The organism is Arthrobacter sp. CDRTa11 (assembly GCF_026427775.1).
Classification (GTDB): Bacteria; Actinomycetota; Actinomycetes; order Actinomycetales; family Micrococcaceae; genus Arthrobacter.
Map to the genome: position 1 here is coordinate 3608052 of NZ_CP044532.1, position 24763 is coordinate 3632814.

Here is a 24763-nt window from a genome sequence, read left to right on the forward strand (position 1 = left end):
CGTTTGATTTTGAATTCAACAAGCCCGCCCCTACGCGATCTTGAGACACACCCGTTGGTCACCAGTGCCAGCATTTAGATAGCCCGCGATCGGCTTCCACTGGATTTGCTTGCGCGCTGAGCGTGCTCCGGATCGGCCTTGTTGGCCGGCCCGTTGAGCAGTCGGCGCCAACGCCCAAATGAATAAGGAAACTCCCCCGTGAGTGAATTGCATACCCACCAGCTTCTGATCGACGATTCCGGCCTTGAGATTCTTGAGCCTGAAGAAACCATCATCTCCGATGAGAAGCCGCACGAAATCGAGGAGAAATCCTTCGCGGACTACAACGTCCGGGCGGATATCGTCGAGTCCCTGGCCGATGCCGGGATCACCCATCCGTTCCCCATCCAGGCCATGACACTTCCGGTTGCCCTCTCAGGCCACGACATCATCGGCCAGGCCAAGACAGGCACCGGCAAAACGCTGGGCTTCGGCATCCCCGCGCTGCAGCGCGTGGTGGGACCGGACGACGCCGGATTCGACAAGCTCGCCGTACCCGGCGCGCCGCAGGCCCTGGTCATCGTGCCCACCCGTGAGCTGGCCGTCCAGGTAGCCAATGACCTGCAGAATGCCTCGCGCAAGCGCAACGCCCGCATCACCACCATCTACGGCGGCCGCGCCTACGAGCCCCAGGTGGAAGCCCTCCAGAAGGGCGTTGAGATCGTGGTGGGAACTCCCGGCCGGCTCATCGACCTCTACAAGCAAAAGCACCTCAGCCTGAAGAACGTGAAAATAGTCATTCTTGACGAGGCCGACGAGATGCTTGACCTTGGCTTCCTCCCGGACGTGGAAACCCTCATCGCGGGCACCCCGCCGGTCCGCCAGACGCTCCTCTTCTCGGCCACCATGCCAGGCCCGGTCATCGCCATGGCACGCCGCTACATGACGCAGCCCACGCACATCCGCGCCGCCGATCCTGACGACGAGGGCCTCACCAAGCGCGACATCCGCCAGCTCATCTACCGTGCCCACAGCATGGACAAGATCGAAGTGGTTGCCCGCATCCTGCAGGCACGCGGCCGCGGCCGGACCATCATCTTCACCAAGACCAAACGCACGGCCGCCAAGGTTGCTGAGGAACTCGTGGACCGTGGCTTCGCCGCCGCCGCCATCCACGGGGATCTGGGCCAGGGCGCCCGCGAGCAGGCCCTCCGCGCCTTCCGTAACAACAAGGTGGATGTCCTGGTGGCCACTGACGTTGCCGCCCGCGGCATCGACGTGGACGACGTCACCCACGTCATCAACTACCAGTGCGTCGAAGACGAGAAGATCTACCTGCACCGCGTCGGCCGGACCGGACGTGCCGGAAACAAGGGCACCGCCGTCACCTTTGTGGACTGGGACGACATGCCCCGCTGGGGCCTGATCAACAAGGCCCTGGGCCTGAGCGTGCCGGAGCCGGTGGAAACCTACTCCTCCTCGCCGCACCTGTTTGAGGATCTGGACATCCCCGAAGGCACCAAGGGCCGGCTTCCCCGCAACAAGCGCACGCTGGCCGGCGTTGACGCCGAAGTCCTTGAGGACCTCGGCGAAACCGGCAAAAAGAACTCCCGCAGCAGCGGACGGGACAGTGGACGTGACACTGCTCGGGACGGTGCCCGGGACAGCGCGAAAGACAGCAGTCGCGACCGCACGCGGTCATCCAGCCGCCGCAGCGGAACTGAAACAGCCGGCCGCTCAGGTGAGCGCCGCCGTCGTACGTCAGATGCAGCGACAGCCGGCACGGGTCCCGCCGCGGAACCGGCGGCTTCCGCTCCGGCCGACGGCGACCAGTCCCGGACGCGCCGCAGCCGGACCCGCACGCGCCGCCGCAACGGCGAAGTGGTTGCCGGTGGCGACACCGCCGCGGGCAGCACCGAGGCCTAACCGCCTCAATGACTGACTTTGTCTGGGCGCCGGACGGCAGCAACCTGGTGGTTCACGCGGATAACGCGGACTTCCTCCCCTCGCTGCCGGACGGCGCCTTCACACTCATTTATGTGGACCCGCCGTTCAACACCGGCCGGGTCCAGCGGCGCCAGGAAACCAGGATGGTGGCCAACGCCGACGGCGCCGGAGACCGGGTGGGCTTCAAGGGGCGCTCGTACGACACCATCAAGGGCGCCCTGCACCGGTACGACGACGCCTTCAGCGATTACTGGTCCTTCCTGGAACCCCGGCTCGTAGAGGCGTGGCGCCTGCTTGCCGACGACGGAACGCTGTACCTGCACCTTGATTACCGGGAAGTCCACTACGCCAAGGTGATGCTCGATGCCATCTTCGGCCGTGAGTGCTTCCTGAACGAGATCATCTGGGCCTACGACTACGGCGCCCGGGCCAAATTCCGCTGGCCCACCAAGCACGACAACATCCTTGTGTACGTCAAAAATCCGGCGAAATACCATTTCGACAGCGCCGAGGTGGACCGCGAACCGTACATGGCGCCGGGGCTTGTCACGCCTGCCAAGCGGGAACTCGGGAAGCTGCCCACCGACGTCTGGTGGCACACCATCGTCTCCCCCACGGGCAAGGAAAAAACCGGCTACCCCACGCAGAAGCCCGAGGGCCTGGTCCGACGGGTGGTAGCCGCATCAAGCCGGCCGGGTGACTGGTGCCTGGATTTTTTTGCCGGCTCCGGAACCCTGGGCGCCGTCGCGGCAAAGCTGGACCGGAAGTTCGTCTGCGTGGACCAGAACCAGCCAGCCATCGACGTCATGGCCAAGCGGCTGGGCGCACACGCGACCCTCACGTCCTTCCCGCCCAACTAACCCGCACTTAACGTCCTCAAAACGTGTTTCGGAGCGTCTGCTGCCAGTCAGATGGGATGGCGGCGGGGCCTAGGGGCGGACGACGGCGGTGCCGGTGGCCAACTCCTCGATGCGCGCCAGCACCTCAGGAGCAGTGAGGTTCTCACCCAGCAGGTTCGGCTTGCCGGTCCCGTGGTAATCCGAGGAGCCGGTGACCAGCAGCCCATGCTTGGCCGCCAGCCCGCGAAGGAATTCCCGGCCCTCCTCCGGGTTGTCCCGGTGGTCGATCTCCAGGCCAGCCAGTCCGGCGTCGATCATCTCCCGGTAGGTCCGCTCCCCCACGATCCGGCCACGTGCCGAAGCCACCGGGTGCGCAAAGACCGGGACGCCGCCGGCGGCCCGCACAAGTTCGACGGCGGTTGCCGGGTCCGGTGCGTAGTGCTGGACGAAGTAGCGCGAGTGTGAGGTCAGGATGGAGGTGAAGGCCTCGGACCGGTCCGACACCACACCGGCAGCCACCAGGGCGTCGGCGATATGCGGGCGCCCCAGCGTAGCGCCGGGCGCGACATGGTGGATCACATCGTCCCACGTCAGCGGGTAGTCCTCCGCCAGCAGGGTAACCATGCGTTCGGCACGGGTGAGCCGGGCGTCCTTGGCCTTGGTGATCTCTTCCAGCAGGCCCGGGTGGGCGGGATCATGAAGGTAGCTCAGTAGGTGCACGCTGATTCCCTGCTCTGTCCGGCAGGAAACCTCCATGCCGGGGACCAGCGCCACCCCGGTGTCCAGAGCGGCGCGTGCAGCCTCAGCCCAGCCATCGGTGGAATCGTGGTCTGTCAGCGCCACCACGTCCAGGCCCGCACGGACGGCAGAGCCGACGACATCGGCGGGCTTTTCCGTGCCGTCAGAGATATTGGAGTGGGTATGCAGGTCAATCCTCACCCGCCCAGCCTAGTTCAACGTGGTGCGTTCCCCGCTGTGTTCATACTTGTAGGTTCACCGCTGCGCTGGGTCCTGGCGTTGGTCCCAGCCCGCTGCTGGTGAGACGATGGTGCCGTGAACGATGCCGAAAACACCCCAAACGCCGACAACACACCTTCCCAGCCCCTCGACGAGCGCGTCAACAACCGCTCGCAGCGGCCAAGTTCCGACGCCTTCAAGGCTTTTATGGCCAGCAACTGGGCGCCCTCCAGCAACGAGCTTCCCGCACGCGACGACGTTGCCGGACACGCAGCTCACCGGCGCAAGGCCATTTCGGACCAGTTCAAAGGCGAACGCCTGGTCATTCCTGCCGGGCCGCTGAAAGTCCGCTCCAACGACTGTGACTACCGCTTCCGGCCGCACTCCGGCTTCGCCCACCTCACAGGCCTGGGCCTGGACCATGAGCCCGATGCCGTCCTGATCCTCGAACCGGTAGCTGAGGGAACGGGCGACGACGGCGGCCACCACCGCGCCACACTCTACTTCCGCCCCTTGGCCGGACGGGACACTGAACGCTTTTACGCCGATTCGCGGTCGGGCGAGTTTTGGATCGGCGCCCGCCCCACCCTTGCCGAGTTCGAAGCCAGCCTGGGCCTGGCCACCGCGCACATCGATCAGCTCGAGGCGGCCATCACCAAGAATGTGGGCGCCCCCGAGATTGGCGGCATCTCCATTCGCCTGGTCCGAAAAGTGGATGAAAACATCGACGCTTTGGTGGACACCGCCCGCTACAACACGGCCAAGGACCCGGAGAACCTGGACCTTGCCGTACTGGATGCCCTCGATGAGAAACTCACCGAAGCGCTCTCCGAACTCCGGCTCCTCAAGGATGAGTGGGAGATCGAACAGATGAAGATCGCGGTGGCTGCCACCGTTGAGGGCTTCACGGAAGTGGTCAAGGCGCTCCCCCGCGCCCTGACCCACGCGCGCGGCGAGCGGGTTGTGGAGGGCGCCTTTTTTGCCCGCGCCCGTGAAGTGGGCAACGAACTTGGCTACGACACCATCGCGGCCTCCGGCAACAACGCCACCGTGCTGCACTGGACACGCAACACCGGAAAAATCAACGCCGGCGAACTGCTCCTGCTGGACGCCGGTGTGGAAGTTGATTCCCTGTACACCGCCGACATCACCCGGACTCTCCCTGCCAACGGCCTGTTCTCCGAGGTCCAGCGCAAAGTTTACGAAGCGGTCCTGGACGCTGCCGACGCCGGATTCGCTGCCGCCCAGCCGGGCGCCAAGTTCCGGGACATCCACACCGCCGCAACCACTGTGCTCGCCGAACGCCTTGCCGACTGGGGCATCCTCCCGGTCAGCGTAGGGGAAGCCATCAGCCCGGAGGGCCAGCAGCACCGGCGCTGGATGCCCCACGGCACCAGCCACCACCTTGGCCTGGATGTCCACGACTGCGCGCAGGCAAGGCGCGAACTGTACCTGGACGGTGTGCTGACGGCGGGCATGGTGTTCACCATCGAACCTGGCCTCTACTTCAAGAACGAAGATCTCGCCATCCCGGAGGAATACCGCGGCATCGGCGTCCGGATCGAGGACGACATCCTGATGACGACCGACGGCCCCGTCAACCTGAGCGCAGCGCTGCCCCGCAAGGCGGACGACGTCGAGTCCTGGATGGCGGGCATTTACCGCGAAGCCGACGGCGAGGCCTCCTAGGTTCCCTTGGCCACGCGTTAAAGCGCGAACGGACACTTAAGCCCCCTTGGGTGACTAAGTGTCCGTTCGCGCTTGGTGCTTAAGTGTCCGTTCGCGCCAAACGATCCTGCCGAAGAGGCTAGGGCTGGCGTTCGTCCCGGTTATGTGATGGCGGCGTTTGCGTCTTGTCCGGGTTTCCGCCGTCCGCGGCAGCGCTGTCTTGGCGCGGAGCGCCCTGGACCTGGTTCGACTGGCCGGTGGCAGGTGCACCAGGAGCCGGGCTGGTTGAAACGCGTACCCCATACTGCGGCCGGCCGTCGGGCAGGTCCGGATACCGCACCCCTGTGACTGGTGCTGCAGGCTCCTGTGCCGCTCCCTCCGGCTGCTGGCCGGGCTGGGCCGCAGCGGGTTCGCCCTGCCCGGTTGTCCCTGAACCCTGCTGGCCATAGGGGTCAGTCCAGCCGGAAGGACGAACAGGACCCTGCCCCTGCTGCTGCCCCGGCTGGTTGTAGGGCTGGTTCTGGTAGTCGCGCTGGGTATAGGCCTGGGGGCCCGCGGCAGCGTCAGTACGGGTCATCGGCAGTTGCTGGAGCAGCCGCCGTGCCTCATGGGCCGCTTCCACGGAGACCACCACGTCATAGGTGGTGGCAACCACCTGGCTGGTGGACGTGAAGTCGCGCTTTCCCCGCTGCATCGCGTACGTGACAATGCCAAAGAGCATAAAGAACGCCGCACCCATCAGTACGGAGGTCAGGATCGAGAAGTAGCCCGGCGAGGGCGCGAAAAAGGACAGCAGCACGCCGACAAACAGGCCGAACCACATGCCACTGAGTGCCCCTGACAGTGCCACCCGCGGGTAGCTGAGGCGGCCGGTCACCCGCTCCACCATTTTCAGTTCGTTGCCAACGATGGAAACCATCTGAACCGGAAACTGCTGGTCAGCGAGATAGTCCACCGCCTTCTGGGCATCCAGATAGGAGGTATATGAACCGACGGTGTCACCGGTGGGAACGGTGCGGGCCTCGTCCGCCGCGTTCGGGCCGCCGGCCCTGGGAGCACCAAAAATGTTTGACATACCTCCATTCTTGCCCATCAGCATGTGTAGCGCCTGTAAATTCAGCTAAAAGAGAGCAGACTGGGTAGCCTGTAGACGTGAGCACAAACGTTACGCGCGTCTTCGTGGCGCGCCTCCTGGGTCTCGACGTCTTCGACCCGCTGGGCGACCGGCTGGGCCGGTTGCGTGATGTTGTTGTGCTCTCCCGCGGAAGCCGTGGCGCCCCGCACGTGGTGGGTATCGTCGTCGAGGTTCCCGGGAAAAAGCGTGTCTTTGTGCCCATGACGCGCATCACCTCGATAGACCAGACGCAGATCATCTGCACCGGCCTGGTCAACCTCCGCCGCTTTGAACAGCGCGGGGCCGAGACCTTGGTGGTCGCCGAGATGTTCGACCGCCGCGTTACCCTCCGTGACGGAAGCGGCGACGCCACGATCGAAGACATCGCCATGGACCAGCACCGCTCCGGCGACTGGTTCGTGAGCAAACTGTTTGTCCGCCGTGGCCATTCGCTGTCGCCCCTGAGCCGGCTCCGCCGCAACGAAACCCTGATCATCGACTGGGCAGACGCGCTCCAGGGCGCCCGGACAGAACCGCAGGCAGCCACCCAGTTCGTGGCCAACCACGAGGACCTCAAGCCCGCCGACTTCGCTGAAGCCCTCCAGGAGATGAGCGACAAACGCCGCTTTGAGGTGGCCAGTGAACTTCAGGATGAGCGGCTCGCCGACGTCCTGCAGGAACTCCCGGAGGATGACCAGGTGGAAATCCTCTCCGCCCTGGACGTTCAACGGGCCGCGGACGTCCTGGAAGAGATGGATCCCGACGACGCCGCAGACCTCCTGGGGGAGCTTCCCTCCGCGCAGGCTGAGGAACTCCTGCAACTGATGGAGCCCGAAGGCGCCGAGGACGTCCGCCGGCTCCTGGAATACGACGCCGACACTGCCGGCGGCCTCATGACGCCGGTTCCCGTGATCCTGCCCCCGGAAGCCACCGTCGCCGAGGCTTTGGCGCATGTCCGGCGGGAGGAACTTTCTCCCGCCCTCGCCTCCTCGATCTTTATCACCAGGCCACCGCTGGAGACCCCCACCGGCCGTTTCCTCGGTGTGGTCCACATCCAGCAGTTGCTGCGGTTCCCTCCGTTTGAGCCGCTCGGGAACCTGGTGGACAAGAATCTTGAGCCGCTGTCCGACCAAGCCCACATCAGCGAAGTGGCCCGGACCCTGGCGACCTACAACCTGAACTCCCTTCCGGTAGTCAATGAGGCCGGCCGGCTTGTGGGGGCGGTGACTGTTGATGACGTTTTGGATCATCTGTTGCCGGATGATTGGCGCGCCCACGATGGCGAAGCCCCGATAAGAAGGCTCGGAGGCCGCATTGGCTGACAACAGCGCCCCTAAAAACCCCACCCACCGGACCTCGTCCAAGGCCGCAGCCACAGGCAGCCTTGACACGCCTTTGAGCGGCCGCCAACGCATCCTGCCCAAGTTCTCCCCGGATCCGGATGCCTTCGGGCACGCCACCGAAGGCTTCGCCCGCTTTATGGGCACGCCGCAGTTCCTCGTCTATATGACGGTGTTCGTTGTCATCTGGCTGGCGTGGAACACGTGGGCGCCGGTGGAATGGCAGTTCGATTCCCGGGCCCTTGGCTACACACTGCTGACCCTGATGCTGTCCCTGCAGGCGTCCTATGCCGCGCCGCTGCTGCTCCTTGCCCAAAACCGGCAGGACGACCGTGACCGCGTGTCACTCCAGCAGGACCGCCAGCGGGCAGAACGGAACCTCTCCGACACCGAATACCTGACCCGGGAACTGGCCTCGCTACGGATTGCCCTCCGCGAAGTTGCCACCCGCGACTACGTCAGGGCAGAGCTGCGCTCCCTCCTGGAGGACATGCTTGAAGCGCAGGAGGAACTGCGTACCCACGACCCCTCGGGAACCGGGAGCCACGAATCCCCCCGTGACAAGGTGAAGGAAAGGCTGAAGGAAAAGCGCGACCGGCAACGCAGCCCCCGAACGCAGCAGATCCCCCGGGTCAAACCCGGGCACTCCCTCAAGGACCCCGCCGTCCCCCCGAAGCCCCCAACCCCCGAAAGCTGAGCCCGGCCTGTATGAATGACTCCCTGGACCAGGCAGTCCGTGCTGCACTGGCCACCGTTATCGATCCGGAGCTCCGCCGTCCCATCACCGAGCTGGGCATGGTGGACTCCGTGGAAATTTCCGACGACGGCCGCGTCCGGCTGGCAGTGCTCCTTACCATCGCAGGGTGTCCCCTGCGTGAAACCATCACCGCCGACTCCGAAGCGGCCCTATCCGCAGTCCAAGGGGTCACCGCGGTGGAGGTTGAACTGAAGGTGATGAACCAATCCCAGCGGGACGCCCTGAAAGAGCAGCTCCGTGGCGCCGGCGGGCAACGCGGCATCCCCTTCAATCAGCCGGGCTCGCTGACCAAGGTCTTTGCAGTCGCCAGCGGCAAGGGCGGCGTGGGAAAGTCCTCGGTCACCGTTAATCTTGCCTGCTCGCTGGCCGCCCAGGGGCTGCGGGTGGGCATCGTTGATGCCGACGTCTATGGCTTCTCCGTCCCCGCGCTGATGGGCATCACCCAGGCGCCAACCCGCGTGGACGACATGATTCTGCCTCCCGTTGCCTACGGCGTAAAAGTTATCTCCATTGGCATGTTCGTGTCCGCCAACCAGCCCGTGGCCTGGCGGGGACCCATGCTGCACCGGGCATTGGAACAGTTCCTGACGGACGTTTACTTTGGCGACCTCGATGCCCTGTTCCTGGACCTGCCGCCAGGAACAGGGGATATCGCCATCTCGGTGGCCCAACTGCTGCCAAAGGCGGAGATCCTGGTGGTGACCACGCCACAGGCAGCGGCAACAGACGTCGCCGAACGGGCCGGTGCGATTGCCACCCAGACGGGTCAGTCAGTGGCGGGCGTTATCGAAAATATGTCCTACCTCGAAATGCCCGACGGCGGACGGATGGAGCTGTTCGGAAGCGGCGGCGGGGCTGTCCTGGCAGACCGCCTCACAACGACCGTAGGCACTGACGTGCCGCTGCTGGGGCAGATTCCATTGGACATCCTGCTGCGTGAGGGTGGCGACGCCGGTTCCCCAATTGTCCTTGGCCGGCCAGAAACGCCGGCAGCGGTTGCGCTCACGGCGATTGCCGGCAAGTTGGCAGCCAAACCGCGGGGCCTGACAGAAATGAAGCTGGGGCTACAGCCGCGCTGACCACGCTGGCCCCTGCAAAAAGGTAGGGTTACGTCGATTCGGTATCGAACGGTGCCACTTCACCGGCAGGAAGGCGTTCGACGGTACGCACGGGCCGGGACGAACCGGCTGACGCGCCGGCGGCAACCGCGGCGGCACCTGAAGCGGCGGCGACGGCGGCAGGAGCACCAGCGCTGACAGGCTTGGAGTCGTCGTCGAGCAGCGCTTCCTTGATGATGCGGCGGGGATCGTACTGGCGGGGATCGTATTTCTTCCAATCGACGTCGTCGATATCGATCCCCACTTCCTCCTTGATCTGCTCGCGGGCACCCGAGGCCATACGCCGGACTTCCTTCACCAGATTCGCAAGTTTCTGGGTGTATTCAGGCAGGCGTTTGGGACCGATCACCATGATGCCGATGATCAGCAGAAGGAAGAATTCCGGGCCGTTGATTCCAAACACTTTAGGAAGATTACCCTCTCCTGGGTCCCGGTGACGATTCGCTCTCCGCGGCCACGGAATCCGACGTGATCAACGGGTAAGCATTTCCGTTATTTTGCGGAATCCCCGCTGCAGCCTGTCGCTGATGGATTCCTCCCGGCCACCGGCAACCGCGGTTGCCGGCTCCGGCGCAACCCGGACATTGATGCCTGCGGCGGCGGTGGCGCTGAGCTTCTGCAGCACGGGGAGGGCATCGTCCGCCTGGTCCGCCGGGAGGTCGGACTCATAGGTGAATCTGCCTGCCGGGGTCTGGTAGGTGAAAGTCCACGGCGAGGTGCTGCCGGCCCGCAGCTGAGACGGATCCTGGTCTGCCACACCGTATCCGCTGCCCATTCCCGGTTGTTCAGCCGCATCATGCTGTTCCAGTATCCGGGCGTAATGCTTGCCGTCCCACAGCTGCATCTCCACGGCCGGATGCCCGTCCAGCGTGGTTGCCCTTGCTGACTGAAGGTGGAACCCGAGGGACTCCAGCTCCGGACAGACCCAGCCTTGAGAACGAAGCCCTGCCAATTGCGCCTCACTCAGCTGGCGGCCGTCGGCAGGAACTTGGGCGGTCTGCTGCGCCAAGCTGCCCTCGAGTCCGTTTCCGGCCACCGGGAAGCTGTCTCCCGCCATGGCAAAGGCGCCGACAGCCAGCACACCTGCAGCGGCGGCTGTTCCGCCTGCCGTAAACGCAAGGACTTTAACTGCCAGGTGCTGCGCCGGTGCGGGTTCTGGAGTGGCTGCGGCCAAGAGCTGGGTTTGCGCCAGCAGCCGGGCCGTGAGGTCTTGACTTGCCGGAGGCACCGCTGACTGACGCAACCGTTCAATGTACTGACGTTCCCGGTGCATAGCGGCGGCACACTGGGCGCAGGAACTCACGTGGTTGCCGCCGCGGTGATGCCTGCGGCCAAAGAGGCTCTGGGGCGACATGGGGCCGATCAGAGGATGCCGGCGATGCGCGGCATCGAGAGCTTTGGTTTGCGCGACTGCTGGGGCCGGGGATCCCGGTGGGCCAGCTTTTCACGCAGCATGGTCCGCCCGCGATGGATGCGTGACCGGACCGTGCCCAGCTTGACACCCAAGGCGGCCGCAACCTCATCGTAGGACAGCCCCTCAAGGTCACACAGGACCACGGCTGCCCGGAAGTCCGGCGGCAGCTCCTCAAGGGCAGCCTGGACGTCTAGGTCAAGGTTGTTGAACTCGAAGCTTTGCTCGGGTCCGGGTTCCCGTCCCGGGATCCTGGATTCCGCATCTTCTGCCAGCGCGTCAAAACGGATCCTGCTCTTGCGCCGGGCCTGGTCAAGGAACAGGTTGGTGGTGATCCGGTGCAGCCATCCGTCGAGGGTTCCCGGCTTGAAGTTATCAAGTGACCGGAAAACGCGAACAAAGACTTCCTGGGTGAGATCCTCAGCGTCGAACTTGTTACCCGTGAGACGGTAGGCAAGCCGGTAGACCTTGGCCGAGTGGTTGGACACGACCTCTTCCCACGTGGGCCTGACCCATTCAACCGTGGAATCTTCTACTGCAGGGACAGGTGCCACAACTGATGATGACATCGTCCACTCCCCTCGTGGATTGCTAACGCCCGGATACTTTTGACATCTCTGGTTCGGCGCCGATCCCCCTATGGATGACCGGATATCCATCATTTCAAATTTGTCTGGGAATTACCTGACCGGGGACCCTCTTCAGCCAAAGGCGCAACACCGCACCTTCCGCGGAGGGCGCCTCCTGACACAGTACGCTGTATGAAACACTCCCCTGCCGCCCAGAAAGCGAATCCCCATGAGCGCCGACAAGTCCACGAGCTGGTCCTATGCAGAAGATCTGCCCGCAGAGGATGAAGTTATGCTGCGGGCGCGCGAGCGCTCCTTCGAGCTCGGCGTGACGCCTGTCGGTCCCGGCGTCGGTGCGGTCCTGACGGTCCTGGCGGCAGCATCAAAGGCCCAGACCGCCGTCGAAATCGGCACAGGAGCGGGGGTCTCCGGCGTCTGCATCCTCCGCGGCCTGGGAACGCAGGCTGTACTGACCACCATCGACGTGGACGTTGAGCACCTGAAGGCCGCCCGCGAAGCGTTCTCAGAGGCAGGAAGTCCAGCCAACCGCACCCGGACCATTTCCGGCCGGGCCGGCGATGTCCTGCCCCGCCTCACGGACGCGGCCTATGACCTGGTGTTCATCGACGCCGACAAGCCTGGCTTGCCTGGCTATGTGGAACAGGCCATCCGGCTCCTCAAGGCCGGCGGCCTGCTCATCATCAATGACGCCCTGGACAAAGACCGGGTAGCCAACCCTGCGGACCGGGAGGCCAGTACGGTGGTGCTCCGCCAGGTGGGCAAGACCATCCGCGACGACGACCGGCTGGCCTCAGCCATGCTCCCCACCGGCGACGGCCTCCTGGTAGCCGTCAAGAAATAATGCGTAACCCCCATAAACGGGACAGGCCCGCAGCCCGAGGGCTGCGGGCCTGAGCCAGCGGGTTTATTCGGTAACGCCGACGAGGCATTCCTTGAGGTTGGCCGCTTCCGCTGCATTGAGTTCGACCACAAGCCGTCCGCCGCCTTCGAGCGGCACACGCATGATCAGGCTGCGGCCCTCTTTGGTGACTTCCATAGGGCCGTCGCCGGTGCGTGGTTTCATAGCCGCCATGAGGAATTTCCCCTCCATTTAGTCCCAGGACTTATCAGCCCGGACGGGCTGTGTCCGCATGGTCATCAAGCCGCTATGGCGGCCCGTGTGGACACCGCCATGGCTGAACGTATTCTGAATGCTTTTGTCCTTGCTTACTTACTATTATCCCGTAATTACCCGTACGTAGCTAATCGATGGACATTTCCGGCCGGGTCGTATTCCCCGACGGCGATGCCCACGACCGTCACGGCTTAGGGTGGGTAATCCCCTCCGCCCGGCAGCTGGGCCCAGGCCCAGAGCCAAACGATCCAAACGATCTGGAGCAGGACAAACATCACGAGAACCGTCCCGCGGTAGGCCCGTGACCGGGACAGAAGTGCAGCGCTGAGCGCCAGCGGAAAGAGCGGGAGCAGCATGCGGAACGTGCTGGTCTGCGGGTGCAGGAACATCAGGAGGTAGCCCATGTAGCAGGCGCACCAGAGGCGAAGTTCGACGCCAAGCTGTACCACCGGCGGCGAGAACAGCAGCAGCGCAAAAAGGCCCGCAAAGATGAATGGGGCCATCACTCCGAGTACTGGACCAAAGAGCTGGACGCCGGTGTCGAACCATGGCTTGAAGGGCACCAGGTCATGCCCCCTCCAGACAGTCTCCGTTTTGGTGTACGCCTGAATGTCTCCGGTGGCCGCCCATGCAGCAGCCGGCCAGATGAGGGCGGAGGCGCCGCTGACGGCTGTGAGGGCTGCCAGGCCGGCAAGCTCTCGTGACGTGTGGCCGCCAGGAGCGCTTGCCATGCTGGCGGCCCTGCGGAGGCGTTGGATCAGCCGATAAATGAGAAGCAGTCCCACCATGGCGGCAAACGGAACACCAACGGGCCGGGAAAGGCACATCAGCAGGACCACAGGCATCGCCCAGAGGTACCGGCGGCGGACCACCAGCAGCAAAGCTGCCGCCAGGAGCAGGAGGGTCAGAGGCTCCGCGTACGGAACCTGGAGAATCGCGGACACCGGGAAAGTCGCGAAGAAAACCACACCCCACAAGGCAGCGGCATGCGCAGCTTTGCGCCTAAAGAGGGCGTAGGCAACCAGGGCTGCCCCCACACCCGACAACATGGCTACCAGGGTGAGCGAAGCTGCGGGGCTGAGGCCTGTTATTGCCCCGAGTCCACGGGCCAGGGCTGGAAACAAGGGATAGAACGCCCAGGCGTTCTCCTGGACGTTGCCGGAGTCATCGGTGGGGAGTTCGGACGGGTAGCCGTTGATAACGATTTCGCCATACCAGCGGGCGTCCCAGATGTTGACGAAGTTCCAGTAGTCGGGCTTTGCAGGGAACCAGGGGTTTGGCCCCTGGTGCAGGGCGGCCGCCATAAAGATAAACGCGCCGGCCAGCCGTGAGCCGCAATAGAGCGCAACAACCTGCAACCACCACGGCCACCCACGGAACACATCGCCCGCGCGCCCCGCCGCCTGGCTGATCCTTGTTGTCAGGCCCGCCCGGGTACCCGTGGCTGCACTCAAAGTGTGCCCTCGGCCTTTTCCCGCTCAGGCCGGGACATGGTTGGAGGCCGATCGCCGTGAGCCTCCAGTGCCACGGCTTCGGCCTCATCAGCGGCCCCCGCGGAGGCCCGCTGGGACTGCTCGGCCTCAAGCAGCCGAGTCCGGAGCCGTTCCAGTTCCGCTTCCTTGGCTGCCAGCTGGTCCCTCAACTCATCCAGTACCTGGTCCACCTGGTCCATGCGGTAGCCCCGCAGGCCAAGGGAAAACCGGACCCTGTCGACGTCGGCCGGGTTCGCTTCTGCCGGCAACAGGACCGGCGGAAGGTTCGCCACCGGCTGTTCGAACCCGCCGTCAAGAAGTCCACGGTCAGAATGTCCTTCGTCAGGCAGCCCGGTGCTTCCACCGGTCCCGGTCCGGGTACGGCTGAACAATGTGCCGGCCTTGCCGCCGGCACCGGCCCAGGCGGCCACACCGATCAGCACGATGGCAAGAAAAACCAGAAAATAGCTCACATGATCCATCGTGCCAGATTGCTTTGACGCCAGAGCTCACTTGGCTATTCGGGCCGCTGTTCCCCATTGGTTGACGGCGCGAGGACCGTGCCGTGCAACACCAGGTCCACCGCTTCGGCCGGATCATCAACGAGTTGGATCAGGTCCAGGTCCTTCTCGGAAACCATTCCTTCCGCCACCAGGGTGCCCCTGATCCACTCGATCATCGGCCCCCAAAATGCGACGCCGAGGAGGACAATCGGGAACGAGGTCACTTTCCGCGTCTGGACGAGCACCATGGCTTCAAAGAGTTCATCCAGCGTCCCCAGGCCTCCGGGGAGGACGATGAACCCTTGGGCGTATTTGACGAACATGGTCTTCCGGGCGAAAAAGTACCGGAAGTTGATGCCCAGGTCCACCCATTGGTTGAGTCCCTGCTCGAAGGGCAATTCGATGCCCAGGCCCACAGATACACCGTTACCTTCCACGGTGCCCCTGTTGGCTGCCTCCATGGACCCCGGACCGCCGCCCGTGATCACCGCTACACCGGCAGCCGCCAGTTTCCGGCCCACCTCGACACCCATTTCGTAGTACGGGCTGCCGGGTTTGGTCCTTGCTGAACCGAAGACGCTGACCGCCGGCCCCAGGTCCGCGAGCGCCCCGAATCCTTCAACGAATTCGCTCTGGATCCGCATCACGCGCCATGGATCCGTATGGACGAACTGCCCGGGACCCTTGCTGTCCAGCAAATGCTGGTCCGACATTTCCACCGCTGCCTGTTTGCGGCGAAGTTCAAGGGGCCCCTTGCGGCGTGGCTGGGCAGTTTTGGCCGGGTCTGCGTTGATGCTCATCACCCAAGGCTAACGCCAAGGCGGCACGCTGGCGGCAGGTATCTCTTGAATCACGATCCGCGGCAACTTGGCGTGATTCCCGTCATAGGCGGGGTTTGTTCGCTAGATTCTTCTTATGACTACTCATGTGCCCGGCGATGCGCTCGTCTCCCTGAATGGTGTCAACAAACATTACGGTCAGCTTCACGTGTTGAAGGACATCGATCTCCACGTCCGCAAGGGCGAAGTGGTTGTTGTTATTGGCCCTTCCGGTTCGGGCAAGTCGACTCTGTGCCGCGCCATCAACCGCCTCGAAACGATTGAAGGCGGAACCATCAGTATTGATGGAAAAGTCCTTCCGGAGGAAGGAAAGGAACTCGCCCGCCTCCGGGCCGACGTCGGCATGGTGTTCCAGTCGTTCAACCTGTTTGCCCATAAAACCATCCTGGAGAACGTGACCCTGGGCCCGATCAAGGTCAAGGGTGTTCCCAAGGCCCAGGCTGACAAGGAAGCCATGGCTCTCCTTGAGCGGGTCGGCGTAGGCCACCAGGCCCCTAAGCTGCCCGCCCAGCTGTCCGGCGGCCAGCAGCAGCGTGTTGCCATTGCCCGTGCATTGGCCATGAAGCCCAAGGTCATGCTTTTTGACGAGCCCACCTCCGCCCTTGACCCGGAAATGATCAATGAAGTGCTCGACGTCATGATCCAGCTGGCCAAGGAGGGCATGACCATGATCGTGGTCACCCACGAGATGGGCTTCGCCCGCAAGGCAGCGGACCGCGTGGTGTTTATGGCAGACGGCCAGATCGTCGAGGACGCAACGCCCGAAGAGTTCTTCACCAATCCCCAGAGCAGCCGGGCCAAGGACTTCCTGTCCAAGCTTCTTACGCACTGACGCAGTCAGAGTTCGCACCCAGGCCGTCCCAGGCGGCCGCCCAATGAAAGGAATGTCATGAAGGCATTTTTGACCCGGAGGAAATCCCTCCTGGTAGCAGCATCCGCAGCCCTGGCGCTGTCACTGAGCGCATGCGGCGGCGGAACCGGCACCACCAGCGACCCCACCGTCGCCGCGACTCCGACGTTCGCGGCAGGGAGCACCATGGAAAAGCTCTCCAAGGCCGGAACCATCAAGATCGGCACCAAGTACGACCAGCCGCTGTTCGGCCAGGTGGGCCTGGACGGAAAGCCCATTGGCTTTGACGTCGAGATCGGAAAGCTGATCGCTGCGAAGCTCGGAATTGCCGCAGACAAGATTGAATGGTCCGAAACCGTATCGGCCAACCGCGAACCGTTCATCCAGCAGGGCCGCGTTGACCTGGTCATCGCCACGTACACCATCAATGACAGGCGCAAGGAAGTCGTCAGCTTCGCCGGCCCGTATTACGAAGCCGGCCAGGCCCTGATGGTCAACAAGGACAACGACGCCATCAAGAAGCCGGAGGACGTCAAGGGCAAGAAGGTTTGTTCTGTGACCGGCTCCACCCCCGCTGCCACCATCGTTGAGAAGTACGGAGCAGAGCTTGTTCCGGCCGCCACCTATTCAGCTTGCCTGGAACCCCTCCGCAACAAGCAGGTCGAGGCCATCACTACTGACAACGTGATCCTGGCCGGGTTTGTAGACAAGGAGCCCGAGGCGTTCAAGCTTGCCTCGGATGAGACGTTCACCAAGGAGCCCTACGGCATTGGCCTGAAGAAGGAAGACACCGAATTCCGCAACTGGATCAACGACCAGCTGGAGGAGTTCGCAAAGGACGGGTCGTACAAGAAGGCCTGGGAAGCAACTGCCGGCGAGGTCATCAAGACTGCCCCGGAGCTTCCTGAGATCAACCGCTACTAACTAACAGCAGGCGGTTGCCGGAGTCCGCTCCCCGCGGCTCCGGCAACCGCCGCTGCCATCTTCGCTCCGTCCACGACACCAGCCGAAGGACCCCATGGACGCTATTCTCGAAAACCTGCCGCTTTACTGGGAGGGCCTTCTCCGGACCCTGTTCCTGTCTACTGTGTCCGGAGTGATCGCCCTCGTGTTGGGGACGTTGCTGGCCGCAGCCAGGGTTTCTCCTGTCGCCGCCCTGCGTGGCTTCAGCATGACCTATGTTGAAGTCCTCCGAAACACCCCCCTGACCATTGCCTTTTTCTTTGCCGCTATTGTGCTCCCCCGTCTTGGAGTGACGTTCGAGCAGTTTGAAGTGGCAGCAATCATCGCCCTCAGTGCCTACACCGCAGCCTTCATCGCTGAAGCTGTCCGCTCCGGTGTTAACAGCGTTCCTGTTGGGCAGGCCGAGGCTGCCCGCAGCATCGGAATGAAGTTCAGCCAGGTGCTGTCCCTCATCATCCTGCCGCAGGCACTTCGCACCGTCATTCCACCATTGATCAACATCCTGATCGCCCTCGTAAAGAACTCGTCCGTTGCCGGTGCCTTCTTTGTGCTGGAGCTGTTCGGCTACGGCAGGCAGCTTGCCAACACCTATGGTGACCAGGTGCTGGCCGTACTGCTCGGCGTTGCGTTCTTCTACCTCCTGCTTACCGTTCCGCTCGGTATCCTGGCCAGCACCGTCGAAAAAAAGGTGGCGATTTCCCGATGAGCTCAGTTCTTTATGACGTCCCGGGCCCCAAGGCACGCAGGGTTTCCCTCATCGGGTCAATCGTGGGCTCGCTGCTGATCCTTGGCCTGCTCGCCTTGATCATCACCACCCTCGCCCAGCAAGGAATTTTCGAAGGCCGGCGTTGGGCCATTTTCACCCGTGCAGATGTCTGGATGTTGCTCGGGAACGGTATCGGAGCAACCCTCAGCGCCGCCGCCATCGCAGCGATCATCGCATTTCCCCTGGGTCTGATGCTCTGCCTCCTGAGGATCTCGGACGCCGCAGCTGTCCGCATTCCCACACGTGTTGTGCTGGAGTTCCTGCGTGGTATGCCCGTTGTGCTGATGATGTTCTTCGTTTTGCTGGTCTTTGGCACCAACCCGTTCATCGCCGTGGTGTCCGGCCTGGTCCTCTACAACGCCGCCGTCTTCTCGGAGATCATCCGTGCCGGCATTCAGTCACTGCCCAAGGGCCAGCGTGAGGCAGGCCTGACCATCGGACTGACCAGCTTCCAGTCACGCATGCTCATCGAACTGCCGCAGGCTGTCCGCCGGATGATGCCATCGCTGGTGGCCCAGCTGGTGGTGCTCCTGAAGGACACGTCCCTTGGGTACATCGTGGCCTATGGCGAACTGCTCCGGGCCGTGCAGGTCATGGCGGACTTCCTGGGAACGGCATTCCTGTTCCCGATCTTCTTCGTGGCAGCAGCCATCTACATCGCGATCAACATCTGCGTTTCACGGATCGCCGTGTGGATCGAACACCGTGGCACCAAGAAGGCAGCCGGCGGCGTGGCAAAGGCTGAGCCTGAGCCCATCGAAGCCGCAGTTCCGTAAGCAGTCATTCAATATGGGAGGGGCCGGATCCATCCAGGATCCGGCCCCTCCCACGTATAAAAGGGATCAGTCGTTCAGGCTGTCAGCCAGGTCCGCAACGCCCGCAGGCATTTCCGGATTGCGTCGGCGTCCACGTGCTCGTTGTCCTTGTGGGCCAGCAGCGGGTCGCCCGGACCAAAGTTCACCGCTGGAATGCCCAGTGCACTGAACCGCGCGACGTCGGTCCAGCCGTATTTCGGTTTCGGCTCGGCTCCGACGGCTGCCACGAAGGATGCGGCTGCCGGGTGGTTCAGTCCGGGACGTGCGCCTGCAGCGCTGTCCGTCCGTACTACGTCAAAACCTTCCAGGAGGTTCCGCACATGGGCCTCAGCCTGGTCCGGGGATTTGTCCGGGGCGAAGCGGTAGTTGATCACCACCACACACCGGTCCGGAATCACGTTGCCTGCAGTGCCGCCGTGGATTTTCACGGCATTGAGGCTCTCACGGTAATCGAGCCCGTCAACATTGATGGTGGCCGGCTGGTATTCAGCCAACCGGTCAAGGATGGGCGCCGCGGCGTGGATGGCATTGCTTCCCATCCAGGCCCGGGCAGAATGCGCGGCTTCGCCGATGGTGGTTGCTTCCAGCCGCATGGTGCCGTTACACCCGCCCTCCACCGTGCCGTCGGTGGGCTCCAACAGTATGGCGAAGTCGCCGTTCAGCAGCCCGCCGTGGTTACGGACAAGGCGGCCCAGACCGCTCTTCACCGCCTCCACTTCCTCGTGGTCATAGAAAACAAACGTGACATCCCGTTTCGGTTCCGCCCCGCCGTCGAACAGGGTGGCAGCCAGGGCTAACTGCACTGCAACGCCGCCCTTCATGTCTGTGGCCCCACGTCCGTACAGGACGCCCTCGCCGGGAATGCCGGAGTCCCAGGTGGAGGGAACCGTGCCCCGCGCACCGAATGTGACCGGCAAGGGCACCGTGTCCAGGTGGCCGGCAAGGATGACCCGTTCGCTCCGGCCCAGCTCTGTCCGCGCGATCAACGAATCACCATCACGCACCACGTGGAGCTGCGGGATGCCCCGCAGTGCGGTTTCGACGGCGTCAGCCAGCTCAGTTTCGTTTCCGGACACACTGTTCATGTCCATCACGGCTGCGGTCAGCAGGGCTACATCCTGACGGAGGTTCAGGGGCTTGGTGGCGGGCTCGGAGGCGGTTTCGGCAGTCACCATGACAGTCTAGTTCGAACCCGGGCCCGGGCTCTCGATAGACTGGGGCAATGACTGAGACCGCTACCTCCGCTGTGCCCGAAAACCAGAACCCAACCCTTGAGGCCCGTTCCGCCTACGGCTTCGGGCTGGCCACCATCGCGACCGCCACAGGCAAAGAAAATAGCCAGGCCACTGTCCTTGATGTCTGGTTCCCGGCACCTGCCCTCGGGGTTGCCGCAGAAAAGCTGCGCGCCGTGGAAAACGCTGATGAAAACCTGGCCCAGCTTGCAGAGAGCGGCGCCGACGCCGACCGCGGCACCGAGCAGAAAGTCGTCTTCGTCCAGATCAACCTCGACGAAGCCCCGGCCGACACCGCGGACGCCTACCTCAGGCTGCACCTTCTCTCCCACCGCCTGGTCCGGCCCAACAGCATCAACCTCGACGGCGTGTTCGGCAAGCTCCCGAATGTTGTATGGACCAACTTTGGCCCCGCCGCTGTGGAGGGCTTTGAACTCACCCGGGCACGCTTGCGCCGCCGTGGCGCCGTCACCGTCTATGGGATCGACAAATTCCCGCGCATGGTGGACTACGTTGTCCCCTCAGGTGTACGGATCGCCGACGCCGACCGTGTCCGTCTGGGTGCCCACCTGGCCGAGGGGACCACCGTTATGCACGAAGGGTTTGTGAACTTCAACGCGGGAACCCTGGGAACCTCCATGGTGGAAGGCCGCATCTCTGCAGGTGTGGTGGCCGGTGACGGCAGCGACGTTGGCGGCGGCGCCTCGATCATGGGCACTCTTTCCGGCGGCGGCAAGGAGAAAATCGCCATCGGTGAGCGCGTCCTCCTGGGTGCCAACTCCGGCGTCGGCATCAGCATCGGCGATGACTCGGTGGTCGAGGCCGGACTCTACGTCACGGCAGGAACACGCGTTCGTGTGCCGGGCCCCAAGGACGAGGTGGGCGAGGATACCACCAAGATCGTCAAAGCCATCGAGCTCTCAGGGGTCCCCAACCTGCTGTTCCGCCGCAACTCCACCACCGGCGCTGTGGAGGCCCTGCCGCGCAAGGGCCAGACGGTGGAACTCAACACCGCCCTGCACGCCAACTGACAGCTCGGTGACTCAGGGACGGGGCCTCCGGCGGCCTGTGGTGCTGCTCCTCACGCTGACCCTGGTGGGCGGCGGGGTGTACACAGCTGTCACTTTCCTGCAGCGCTCCGAGACCTTGGTTTCGGAGCGCTGCACGGCCGTGGTGGGTTCACAGTCCGCGGAACTGGCCACGGACCAGGCCGTCAACGCCTCGCTGATCACTGCCGTTGCCGTACAACGGGGCCTTCCGCCACGCGCCGCCAGCATCGCCCTGGCTACGGCCATGCAGGAGTCAAAGCTGCGTAACATCAACCACGGCGACCAGGCCGGGCCCGATTCCCGGGGGCTCTTCCAGCAGCGGCCATCCCAAGGGTGGGGAACGGAAGCCCAGGTCATGGATCCCTACTATGCAGCCAACGCTTTCTACGACGCGCTGGAGAAGATCCCGGACTATCAGTCCCTGGAAATTACCGACGCTGCCCAGCGGGTACAGCGTTCCGCCTACCCGCGCGCTTATGCCGAACATGAGGGCATGGGCCGCTCGTTCGCCTCCGGCTTCACCGGCCAAACGCCGGGTGCTGTGCACTGCACGCTGCGGGCGCCCATCGATGCAGGCGATCCGGCCGCAGTAGCTTCGGAGCTGGAACTGGCCTATGGGACGCTGGGGACGGCCACGGATGGGCAGAGCCTGCTGGTGGAAGCCAGCGGCAGCCAGGCCTGGTCCCTGGCACAATGGGCTGTGGCCAATGCCAAGGACTTTGAAGTAACCCAGGTGGATGTCGAGGGGCACAGCTGGAACCGTAATGCCAAGGACGGCTGGCAGGATTCGGACGCGGCGCCAGGCCAAGTCAGGATCACCGTGTCGCCGGTGGCCTCCGAAAACTAACGCCGTGGTCAGTGCCGGCTAGACCAACATTTCCACGACAGGCTGGACGTAGCTACGGAAAAGGTCAGGCTGTGAGATCAGGTCATGGCTCATAATGATCTTGTCCGGTTCCAGGTACCAGGCCCGCTGTTCGTTGAGCGGCAGTTCGATGATGGTCAGGCTGAAGTCCCGGGAACTCCGCCCCACCTCCATCAGCCGGTCATCCACCAGGTCATCCAGCAGCAAGTCCGATCCACTGGCAACACGTTCCGCTTCCAGTTCCGCATATTCACTGCGGCGCTCCCGTACCCAGGTCAGGGCAGAGCCGAAATGCGCCTGCAGGACCCGCTGCAGGGCAGGGGAATTACCGAACGCGGCAAATTCCGGCGGAGATAACTCGGGGGACATCTTTGGATGGGCCTTGAGCAGTTGATCCCACCAGGCTTCCCACTCGGTCTTCAAGGCGGCGAGTCCGCCCACTTCGGCGGTGAGATGGCTATGGTCAGCGTGGTGTACTTTCGGGGCCGCATGTGACAGCGCCGGACGGCCGGCGCCGTCGAGACCGGCGGCGTCACGCACGTACAGCGCGATCATCATCGGGCCGGATGTGTCCATGGTGATCTTCCAGCCTGAACCGCCTGCTTGATGCATTCCAATTCCTCCCGTGGCGTGCCTGCACCGGGCTTGCTTGTCCGGATCCCGTCCCCCGGCTCCCAGTCTATTCCCGAAGCCCCCGGACGGTAATGGCCGGGGCGGCAGCGAGTGCTTCAACGTGCCGCTCCAGGACGTCCCGGCACATCCCGGCGGTCATCCACTCGGGTTGGAGCAGGGCATGCATGCACAGGCCGTCGAGGGTTGCCAGGAGCCGCTCGGCCTCAATGACGAGGCTCTCCCGCCCGCCGCCGTCGTCCGCCATCACGGCAATAATCACCTGGCCGATGATGACGGCCACCTCCCGGTGGCTTCGGTCCGCTTCCGCCGCGAGGAAGGGCCGGATTCTGGCTGCGTTCTTGAACGCCATCCAGGCGCACGCCTCCACCGCCCGACTTTCATCGACCGGCAGTAATTCACCCAGCAGGGTTAAAACAGCTTCGTTTTGCTGCACCGCTCCGTGAGCACTCGCGAGGACGGCTGGCAGGGCCTCCCCCAAACGGAAAAGGATGCGGTCCACCACTGTCGCAAACGAGTAGGTGAGGAGCTCTTCGCTGCCGGCAAAGTAGTGCCTGACCGATCCCACCGCCAGGCCTGCCTCGTCCGCCACCTCACGGAGTGAAACACGCTCCAAACCGTCCACTGCGATGATCCTGAAGACAGCCTCTACGACTTCACTGCGCCGGGCTTCGGCATCCACGATTTTTGGCACTCCTTTTTTTAGCACAGCTGTGCTCTATCCCGCCGGTGTGGCGGCGGCGTGTTCCCGCTTTTCGACGCTTCAGGCAGATGCCCTCCCCTATCCGGCATTCGGAACACCGGACACCCCGGCCCCTAAGTGGGATAGCGTTGAGATCATGAAAATTTTGGTCACTGGTGGCACCGGGTATATCGGCTCGCACACAGTTTTGTCCCTGCAGGAAGCCGGCCATGACGTGGTGGTCATCGATAACCTGGTGAACTCCAGCGAGGAGTCGCTGCGGCGTGTTGCCGAACTCACCGGGAAAACGGCCGAATTCCATAACGTGGACCTCGTGGACGAGGCCGCGGTGGACGGAGTTTTTTCGGCCAATGCCATTGACGCGGTCATCCACTTTGCCGGCCTGAAGGCGGTGGGCGAGTCCGTGCGTGAGCCGCTGAAGTACTACTACAACAACCTGGTGGGCACCCTGAACCTGATCCGGGTCATGGACCGCCACGACGTCCGGTCGATCGTCTTCAGCTCCTCGGCCACGGTTTACGGCGAACACAACCCGGTCCCCTACGTCGAGAAGATGGAAATCGGGGCCAACAATCCTTACGGCCGGACCAAGGAACAGATCGAAGACATCCTCGCGGACCTTGGCGCCGCGGACACCCGTTGGCACATCGCCCTGCTCAGGTACTTCAACCCGGTGGGCGCCCACCCCTCCGGCAGGATCGGCGAGGATCCGCAGGGCATCCCGAACAACCTGGTCCCGTTCATTGCACAGGTGGCCGTGGGCCGGCGCGAAAAGCTGATGGTGTTCGGCGGCGACTACGATACCCCCGACGGCACCTGCCTGCGCGACTACATCCACGTCGTGGACCTCGCCGACGGCCACGTGGCAGCCCTGAATCATGTAGCTGACCGGAGCGGTGTGTTCCGCTGGAACCTCGGCTCCGGCAAGGGCTCCTCCGTGCTGGAGGTGCTGCGCTCCTTTGAGAAGGCTGTCGGAAAGCCCATCCCCTATGAAGTAACCGGCCGCCGCGCCGGCGACCTGCCGGCATTCTGGGCCGACGCCGCCTCCGCACTCGCCGACCTGAGCTGGTCCACCACCAAAACGGTGGACCAGATGTGCGAGGACCACTGGCGCTGGCAGAAGAACAACCCCCTCGGCTATGGCTCCTGACTGACAACAACTCAGGAGGACATAACGACGGCGTCCGCCCACCTGTGGAAGGTGGGCGGACGCCGTCGTACTGGCTGGCTTACGGGAGCCGG

26 protein-coding genes are annotated in these 24763 nt (G+C 63.8%); 14 read left to right on the forward strand and 12 right to left on the reverse strand.

The window, feature by feature from the left end; genetic code table 11:
- Nucleotides 1-198: 198 nt before the first annotated feature.
- Nucleotides 199-1905: a DEAD/DEAH box helicase gene (locus F8G81_RS16230; RefSeq protein ID WP_267275708.1), complete on the forward strand. Its 1707-nt coding sequence runs from the start codon at nucleotides 199-201 to the stop codon at nucleotides 1903-1905.
- Nucleotides 1906-1913: 8 nt separating this feature from the next.
- Nucleotides 1914-2786, forward strand: coding sequence for a DNA-methyltransferase (locus F8G81_RS16235; protein ID WP_267275709.1), 873 nt, complete (start codon nucleotides 1914-1916; stop codon nucleotides 2784-2786).
- Nucleotides 2787-2855: 69 nt separating this feature from the next.
- Here F8G81_RS16235 and F8G81_RS16240 read toward each other — a convergent pair whose 3' ends face one another.
- Nucleotides 2856-3704, reverse strand: coding sequence for a PHP domain-containing protein (locus F8G81_RS16240; protein WP_267275710.1), 849 nt, complete (start codon nucleotides 3702-3704; stop codon nucleotides 2856-2858).
- Nucleotides 3705-3818: 114 nt separating this feature from the next.
- On the opposite strand from F8G81_RS16240, the gene F8G81_RS16245 reads away from it, so the two are divergent.
- Nucleotides 3819-5411: an aminopeptidase P family protein gene (locus tag F8G81_RS16245; protein ID WP_267275711.1), complete on the forward strand. Its 1593-nt coding sequence runs from the start codon at nucleotides 3819-3821 to the stop codon at nucleotides 5409-5411.
- A gap of 118 nt (nucleotides 5412-5529) precedes the next feature.
- Here the strand turns inward: F8G81_RS16245 and F8G81_RS16250 are convergent, their stop codons facing one another.
- Entirely contained in the window at nucleotides 5530-6465 is a 936-nt protein-coding gene (locus F8G81_RS16250) for a general stress protein (protein WP_267275712.1), read from the reverse strand.
- A gap of 77 nt (nucleotides 6466-6542) precedes the next feature.
- On the opposite strand from F8G81_RS16250, the gene F8G81_RS16255 reads away from it, so the two are divergent.
- From F8G81_RS16255 to F8G81_RS16265, 3 genes are read left to right on the forward strand one after another with little or no spacing between them, the layout of a single operon-like run.
- Entirely contained in the window at nucleotides 6543-7826 is a 1284-nt protein-coding gene (locus F8G81_RS16255; protein ID WP_267275713.1) for a magnesium transporter MgtE N-terminal domain-containing protein, read from the forward strand.
- Nucleotides 7819-8541, forward strand: coding sequence for a DUF1003 domain-containing protein (locus F8G81_RS16260; protein WP_267275714.1), 723 nt, complete (start codon nucleotides 7819-7821; stop codon nucleotides 8539-8541). Before F8G81_RS16255 ends, F8G81_RS16260 begins: the two co-directional genes overlap by 8 nt.
- An 11-nt stretch (nucleotides 8542-8552) precedes the next feature.
- A complete protein-coding gene (locus F8G81_RS16265; protein WP_267275715.1) occupies nucleotides 8553-9680 on the forward strand; it encodes an Mrp/NBP35 family ATP-binding protein in 1128 nt (375 codons plus the stop codon).
- A 28-nt stretch (nucleotides 9681-9708) separates the two neighbouring features.
- Here F8G81_RS16265 and F8G81_RS16270 read toward each other — a convergent pair whose 3' ends face one another.
- From F8G81_RS16270 to sigE, 3 genes are all read right to left on the reverse strand, one after another.
- The gene (locus F8G81_RS16270; protein WP_267275716.1) at nucleotides 9709-10122 is read right to left on the reverse strand and encodes a Sec-independent protein translocase TatB; all 414 of its coding nucleotides are present in this window, start codon (nucleotides 10120-10122) and stop codon (nucleotides 9709-9711) included.
- Between the two features lie 69 nt (nucleotides 10123-10191).
- Nucleotides 10192-11073: an anti-sigma factor gene (locus tag F8G81_RS16275; protein ID WP_267275717.1), complete on the reverse strand. Its 882-nt coding sequence runs from the start codon at nucleotides 11071-11073 to the stop codon at nucleotides 10192-10194.
- An 8-nt stretch (nucleotides 11074-11081) separates the two neighbouring features.
- Nucleotides 11082-11699, reverse strand: a complete 618-nt coding sequence (gene sigE / locus F8G81_RS16280) for an RNA polymerase sigma factor SigE (protein WP_267275718.1) — start codon at nucleotides 11697-11699, stop codon at nucleotides 11082-11084.
- Between the two features lie 229 nt (nucleotides 11700-11928).
- On the opposite strand from sigE, the gene F8G81_RS16285 reads away from it, so the two are divergent.
- On the forward strand, nucleotides 11929-12561 hold the full coding sequence (locus F8G81_RS16285) for an O-methyltransferase (protein ID WP_267275719.1): 633 nt from the start codon (nucleotides 11929-11931) through the stop codon (nucleotides 12559-12561).
- A 63-nt stretch (nucleotides 12562-12624) separates the two neighbouring features.
- Here the strand turns inward: F8G81_RS16285 and F8G81_RS16290 are convergent, their stop codons facing one another.
- From F8G81_RS16290 to F8G81_RS16305, 4 genes are all read right to left on the reverse strand, one after another.
- Nucleotides 12625-12792, reverse strand: a complete 168-nt coding sequence (locus tag F8G81_RS16290; protein ID WP_009357720.1) for a DUF3117 domain-containing protein — start codon at nucleotides 12790-12792, stop codon at nucleotides 12625-12627.
- 233 nt (nucleotides 12793-13025) lie between these two features.
- Complete coding sequence (locus tag F8G81_RS16295) at nucleotides 13026-14288, reverse strand: hypothetical protein (RefSeq protein WP_416377061.1); 1263 nt, start codon at nucleotides 14286-14288, stop codon at nucleotides 13026-13028.
- On the reverse strand, nucleotides 14285-14779 hold the full coding sequence (locus F8G81_RS16300; RefSeq protein ID WP_323809197.1) for a DivIVA domain-containing protein: 495 nt from the start codon (nucleotides 14777-14779) through the stop codon (nucleotides 14285-14287). The genes F8G81_RS16295 and F8G81_RS16300 overlap by 4 nt, the downstream gene beginning before the upstream one ends.
- A 44-nt stretch (nucleotides 14780-14823) precedes the next feature.
- Nucleotides 14824-15609 carry a TIGR00730 family Rossman fold protein gene (locus F8G81_RS16305; protein ID WP_267275721.1) on the reverse strand — a complete coding sequence of 262 codons (786 nt, stop codon included), beginning with the start codon at nucleotides 15607-15609 and terminating at the stop codon, nucleotides 14824-14826.
- A 115-nt stretch (nucleotides 15610-15724) separates the two neighbouring features.
- Between F8G81_RS16305 and F8G81_RS16310 the strand changes: the two genes are divergently transcribed.
- The 4 genes from F8G81_RS16310 (at nucleotide 15725) to F8G81_RS16325 (ending at nucleotide 19003) form a co-directional block, all read left to right on the forward strand.
- Complete coding sequence (locus tag F8G81_RS16310) at nucleotides 15725-16480, forward strand: amino acid ABC transporter ATP-binding protein (protein WP_267275722.1); 756 nt, start codon at nucleotides 15725-15727, stop codon at nucleotides 16478-16480.
- A gap of 57 nt (nucleotides 16481-16537) precedes the next feature.
- Nucleotides 16538-17422 carry a glutamate ABC transporter substrate-binding protein gene (locus F8G81_RS16315; RefSeq protein WP_267275723.1) on the forward strand — a complete coding sequence of 295 codons (885 nt, stop codon included), beginning with the start codon at nucleotides 16538-16540 and terminating at the stop codon, nucleotides 17420-17422.
- A 94-nt stretch (nucleotides 17423-17516) separates the two neighbouring features.
- Nucleotides 17517-18167: an amino acid ABC transporter permease gene (locus F8G81_RS16320; protein WP_267275724.1), complete on the forward strand. Its 651-nt coding sequence runs from the start codon at nucleotides 17517-17519 to the stop codon at nucleotides 18165-18167.
- A complete protein-coding gene (locus F8G81_RS16325) occupies nucleotides 18164-19003 on the forward strand; it encodes an amino acid ABC transporter permease (RefSeq protein ID WP_267275725.1) in 840 nt (279 codons plus the stop codon). Before F8G81_RS16320 ends, F8G81_RS16325 begins: the two co-directional genes overlap by 4 nt.
- Nucleotides 19004-19077: 74 nt before the next feature.
- On the opposite strand, the gene dapE is transcribed toward F8G81_RS16325, so the two are convergent.
- Entirely contained in the window at nucleotides 19078-20217 is a 1140-nt protein-coding gene (gene dapE, locus F8G81_RS16330) for a succinyl-diaminopimelate desuccinylase (protein ID WP_267275726.1), read from the reverse strand.
- Nucleotides 20218-20264: 47 nt separating this feature from the next.
- Between dapE and dapD the strand changes: the two genes are divergently transcribed.
- Entirely contained in the window at nucleotides 20265-21305 is a 1041-nt protein-coding gene (gene dapD / locus F8G81_RS16335) for a 2,3,4,5-tetrahydropyridine-2,6-dicarboxylate N-succinyltransferase (RefSeq protein ID WP_267275727.1), read from the forward strand.
- Nucleotides 21306-21312: 7 nt separating this feature from the next.
- Entirely contained in the window at nucleotides 21313-22170 is an 858-nt protein-coding gene (locus tag F8G81_RS16340) for a hypothetical protein (RefSeq protein ID WP_267275728.1), read from the forward strand.
- 18 nt (nucleotides 22171-22188) lie between these two features.
- On the opposite strand, the gene F8G81_RS16345 is transcribed toward F8G81_RS16340, so the two are convergent.
- Complete coding sequence (locus tag F8G81_RS16345; protein WP_267275729.1) at nucleotides 22189-22800, reverse strand: hypothetical protein; 612 nt, start codon at nucleotides 22798-22800, stop codon at nucleotides 22189-22191.
- 67 nt (nucleotides 22801-22867) lie between these two features.
- The gene (locus F8G81_RS16350) at nucleotides 22868-23512 is read right to left on the reverse strand and encodes a TetR/AcrR family transcriptional regulator (protein ID WP_267275730.1); all 645 of its coding nucleotides are present in this window, start codon (nucleotides 23510-23512) and stop codon (nucleotides 22868-22870) included.
- A gap of 145 nt (nucleotides 23513-23657) precedes the next feature.
- On the opposite strand from F8G81_RS16350, the gene galE reads away from it, so the two are divergent.
- Entirely contained in the window at nucleotides 23658-24671 is a 1014-nt protein-coding gene (gene galE / locus F8G81_RS16355) for a UDP-glucose 4-epimerase GalE (RefSeq protein WP_267275731.1), read from the forward strand.
- Nucleotides 24672-24763: the final 92 nt, after the last annotated feature.